Origin of the sequence: Pseudomonas sp. CM25, from assembly GCF_013179705.1 — a bacterium.
Classification (GTDB): domain Bacteria; phylum Pseudomonadota; class Gammaproteobacteria; order Pseudomonadales; family Pseudomonadaceae; genus Aquipseudomonas.
In genome coordinates this window covers 1-4,596 of record NZ_JABMCW010000390.1, presented here as the reverse complement: position 1 = coordinate 4,596, position 4,596 = coordinate 1, and the positions used below count along the sequence as shown (strand labels likewise).

Here is a 4,596-nt window from a genome sequence, read left to right as displayed (position 1 = left end):
CACTGAGAAAACGCGCCCGCTTGCCCGTGACCACACGGCGGTACAGCGCCTCCAGCGGGCGCAGCAGCGCCAGCGCCGGGTGGCCGGCGTACCAGGCAGCGAGCAGGCGGTCGGCGAAGGCCATCAGGGCGTGCCCTGGGCCGCCTCGACGGTGGTCATGCGCAACTGGCTGAAGCCGAGCTTGCCGGCGGCATCCATTGCAGTGACCACCGCCTGGTGCGGGGTCTTGCCGTCGGCACTGATAGCCAGCGGCAGCTTGTTGTCGCCGCCCGACTCACGCTCGATCGCCTCGCTCAGGGTGGCCAGGTCGCTCTTGGGCAGCAGGTGGTTGTTCACCGAGTACACGCCTTCGGCGCTGATGGTGATTTCCACCAGCTTGCCCTGCTCGGCCGGCGCCGGCTCGGCGCTGGCGGCCTCGGGCAGCTCGACGCGCAGCTGGGTCTCGCGGGTGAAGGTGGTGGTGACCACGAAGAACAGCAGCAGGACGAACACCACGTCGATCAGCGACGCGAGGTTGATGTCGACGTTCTCCCGCTGGCGATTGCGCCGAAACTTCACGCCTTGCCTCCGGCCACTTCCACTTCACGGTCGCCCTGGATCACCTCCACCAGCTTGATCGCCTCCTGCTCCATGCCCACCACCAGCTCATCAATGCGGCGCAGCAGGAAGCGGTGGAAGAACACCGCCGGAATGCCGACCATCAGGCCGGCAGCAGTGGTCACCAGCGCTTTGGAAATACCACCGGCCAGCACTGCGGCATTGGCGGTCATCTGCGAGCCCATGAAGGCGCTGAAGATGTCGATCATGCCCAGCACGGTACCCAGCAGGCCCAGCAGCGGGGCCATGGCGGCGATGGTGCCGAGGGTGCTGATGTAGCGTTCCAGCTCGTGGATGACACGCGAGGCGGCCTCCTCGATGCACTCTTTCATGATTTCGCGGCCATGGCGGGAGTTGGCCAGGCCTGCCGCGAGGATTTCACCCAGTGGCGAGTCGGCACGCAGGGCCTTGAGCTTGTCACTGGTCAGTTGCTTGTCCTTGATCCAGATCCACACCTGGCCCAGCAAGTGCGGCGGGGTGACGCGACTGGCGCGCAGGGTCCACAGGCGCTCGCCGACGATAGCCATGGCAGCGATGGAACTCAGAATGATCGGCAGCATCATCCAACCACCGGACTTGACCAATTCCCACACAGTAAACGCCCCTTCGGAAAAAGGCCGCCACTCTACCATAGGCGCGCCGAGGGCTCATCTGCCAGAGGTCAGGGAATTGGTGGGGGCCGGGAGGTGTTTGCCGCGACATTTTCAGCGCCTCCGAGATCGAGCGCCGCACGAACCCGCCAAAACCGCCGCTGCCCGCGCATACCCTCAACCGCCCCGTGCCCCCCCAAAACCAGCCGCAATGCCCCCTCCACCTCCGTGTCATGCATCACCACCCCATGCCGCCGATACCGCTCCACCACCTGCGCATGCGGATGCCCAAAGCTGTTATTGCGCCCCCGGGAAATCAACACCCCCTGCGGCGCCGTCGCACGGATGAAAGCCTCGGTGGACGAACTCCGGCTGCCATGATGGGGCGCCTGGAGCCAGTCGATTCGGGGCATGTCAGCCTGCGCAAGCCAGGCACGCTCCGCTGCGGCCTCGATATCACCCGCCAACAGCAATCGCTCACCCTGCGCCTCGACCAGCAGCACACAGGAGCGGTCATTGCTGCTCTGCCCGTCAGCCCAGCGCCACAGCGAAAACCGCACACCATCCCACTCCCAGTGCTCGCCGCTGCTGCACGGCTGCAACTGAACATGCTCCAGCGCTTCGCCCCCGATCATCCGCCTGACCGGCAAGCCCCGCTCGACGGCCGCTGCACCGCCCGCATGATCGGCATGCGCATGGCTGATCAACATCATGTCCAGGCTGCCCACCCCCAACTTGCGCAAGGTCGGCAGCACCACCCGCTCACCCAGGTCACTATCCCCCCTGGCCGGCCCGGCGTCGTACAGCAGGTTGTGATGGCGGGTACGCAAGAGCACCGCCAACCCTTGACCAACGTCCAGCTGCAACACCTCGACCTGCCCCAGCGGCACTGGCTCCCGGGGCACCCACAGCGCCAGCAGCATCACCCCGCCCAAACCGCGCAGCGGCACGCCGCGGGGTAGCAGCACCAGCAACGCCCCAAGGCACACCAGCAGCCAGGCCCACAGTGGCGGGGCCGGCGGCAGCCACGCCGCGCGCTGTTGCGCCACCAGGTCCAAACCTCGGAACAACAGGTCCAGCAGCCCACCCGCCAGCCACAACAACGCCTCACCTGCCCCGCCCAGCGGCAGCAGCAGCGTACCCGACAGCGCCAACGGCAACACTGCCAGGCTGATCCACGGCACTGCCACCAGGTTGGCCAGCGGCGCACTCAGGCTGACTGGCAGGCCTGTAGCCAGCAGCACCGGCAATAAACCGATGGCGATCACCCACTGCGCACGCGTCCAGGCCTGCCAGGGTCGCCAGCCGCCCAGGCGGGCACTGAAGCAATAGATAAGCGTGGCCACGGCGGTAAACGACAGCCAGAAGCCAGGCAGCAGTGCCGCCAACGGCTCGACCAGCAACACGGCAACCAACGCCAGCAGCAAAGGCAAGAACGCCCCAAGGTGGCGAAAACGCAGCCTCCAGAGCAACACCACCGCCAGCATCAGGCAGGCCCGCTGCACCGGCACGCCGCCACCGGCCAGCCAGCCATAGGCCAGCGCCGCAGCCATGGCCAGGCCACAGGCCCAGGGCAACCAAGGCAACCGCGCAGGCCACAGGCCCCAACGGGCCAGCCCGGCGACCAGGCCATACAACAAACCAGCGACCAGCCCGATGTGCTGCCCGGAAATTACCAGCAGGTGCACCGTGCCGGTGGCCTGCAGCGTCTGCCAGTCCTGCCGGGCCAGGCCCGCGCCATCGCCCAGCACCAGCGCCACGAGCGCGGCTTGCCGGCCATTGGCGTCCACGGCCAACAGGCGCTGGCGCAGCGAATCACGCCAGCCGCCAGTAACCGGCGCCAGCAATTGCCCGGCTTTGACCGTGCCCGTGGCGCCAACGCGCCGCGCCAGCAATTGCGCTTCGCGGTCTGGCCCATGCGGGTTGAGCAGCCCGGCCGGGCGCTGCAAGGTCACCGCCAGCCGCCATTGCTCACCCGCCCGCAGCGGTGGCCCGTCGAACCAGTTCAGCTGCAAGCGCCCTGGTAGTTGCGCCCGCCGCGACTGGGCGGCCTGCAGCTCGAAGCGTACGCTTTGCGCCGTGCGCGCCGGCAGACCCACCACCCTGCCCTCCAGCCACAAGGTGCGACCGTCCAGCGCGGGGGCCAGGCGGTCATCCAGCGCCTGCTGCGCCAACCAGCAGGCCCAGCACAGCCCCAGCAAGAAAACCCCCAACGGCCACAGCCGGCCGAACAGGCTGGCAACCGCACAGGCAGCCAGCAGCATCAGCCATCCGACCGATGGCAAGGCGGGGAGAAAGCCCAGGGCCAGAAGCCCGAGCGCGAGCGCCAACATCCCTGTGCGCATGAGATAGAGCTCCAGAAGCGAAATCACCTTCTGAGGCATAGCGCAATTGTCGGCCCAGCTTGCTCAACAATTGTCACAAACTCTAAACGAGGCTGAACGGGAATAAGGGCATACTGCCTCGATCAACGCCCCGGGAGCCTACATGCCGCGCCGACTTTTCAAACGCTACATGCCGGATCCGACCAGCATTCGCGAACACAAGTCCTTACGCTTTTTCGGCAAGCTGCTGCACGACCCGAACCTCTGGCACCTGAACCGCCATTCGGTAGCACGGGCCATGGGGGTAGGCCTGTTCGCGGCGCTGATACCCATCCCCATGCAGATGTTGCTGGCTGCCGCGCTGGCGATCCCGGTGCGTGGCAACCTGCCCATTGCCGTCAGCCTGGTGTGGCTGACCAACCCGCTGACCATGCCGCCGGTGTTCTTCGTCACTTACATGACCGGCGCCTGGCTGATGCAAGTCCCGCCACGCAGTCTGCCCGACGCCCTCACCTTCGAATGGATCACCGACCAGCTGGCGACCGTCTGGCAACCGTTTCTGCTGGGTTCGGTGGTGTGCGGGGTGGTGCTGGGCGTCGCTGCCTACTTCACCACCCTGCTGTACTGGCGCTGGTGGATTGGCCGGCAGTGGCGCCGGCGCAAGCTGCGTTGCTCATGCACGCATGCCACGGCCGCTGACCAGCAGGCGAACGCACAGGGTATAGAGCACCGCAGTGGCCACCAGCATGAAGGTGATCGCCGTACCAATACTGATATCCGACACCCCTAGAATGCCGTAGCGGAACGAGTTGACCATGTGCAGCACCGGGTTGGCCAGCGACACGGTCTGCCAGAACGGCGGCAGCAGGTTGATCGAGTAGAACACCCCACCCAGGTAAGTCAGCGGCGTCAGCACGAACGTCGGAATGATCGAAATGTCATCGAAGTTGCGCGCGAACACTGCGTTGACGAAGCCCAGCAGCGAAAAGATGGTGGCGGTCAGCAGCACCACGACCACCGTCACACCGAGGTGATGCACCTGCAAGTCGGTGAAGAACATCGACAGGATGGTCACGATCACCCCC

At 66.2% G+C, this 4,596-nt stretch carries 5 protein-coding genes and 1 pseudogene; 1 reads left to right on the top strand and 5 read right to left on the bottom strand.

All coding sequences use genetic code 11. From position 1 onward, the window contains the following. The 4 genes and pseudogenes from HP546_RS26270 to HP546_RS26255 form a co-directional block, all read right to left on the bottom strand. Positions 1-124, bottom strand: a pseudogene (locus HP546_RS26270) (tetraacyldisaccharide 4'-kinase); the annotation flags it as partial. Continuing rightward, positions 124-558, bottom strand: coding sequence for a biopolymer transporter ExbD (locus HP546_RS26265; protein WP_172231569.1), 435 nt, complete (start codon positions 556-558; stop codon positions 124-126). The gene HP546_RS26265 and the pseudogene HP546_RS26270, both read right to left, overlap by 1 nt. Further along, a complete protein-coding gene (locus HP546_RS26260; protein ID WP_172231566.1) occupies positions 555-1,190 on the bottom strand; it encodes a MotA/TolQ/ExbB proton channel family protein in 636 nt (211 codons plus the stop codon). The genes HP546_RS26265 and HP546_RS26260 overlap by 4 nt, the downstream gene beginning before the upstream one ends. Positions 1,191-1,258: 68 nt before the next feature. Further along, positions 1,259-3,532 carry a DNA internalization-related competence protein ComEC/Rec2 gene (locus HP546_RS26255; protein ID WP_172231563.1) on the bottom strand — a complete coding sequence of 758 codons (2,274 nt, stop codon included), beginning with the start codon at positions 3,530-3,532 and terminating at the stop codon, positions 1,259-1,261. Between the two features lie 142 nt (positions 3,533-3,674). Between HP546_RS26255 and HP546_RS26250 the strand changes: the two genes are divergently transcribed. After that, complete coding sequence (locus HP546_RS26250) at positions 3,675-4,301, top strand: DUF2062 domain-containing protein (RefSeq protein WP_172231560.1); 627 nt, start codon at positions 3,675-3,677, stop codon at positions 4,299-4,301. On the opposite strand, the gene HP546_RS26245 is transcribed toward HP546_RS26250, so the two are convergent. Further along, positions 4,185-4,596 (bottom strand): ABC transporter permease (locus tag HP546_RS26245; protein WP_172231558.1); only part of this gene is annotated, 412 nt, incomplete at its 5' end. The genes HP546_RS26250 and HP546_RS26245 overlap by 117 nt on opposite strands.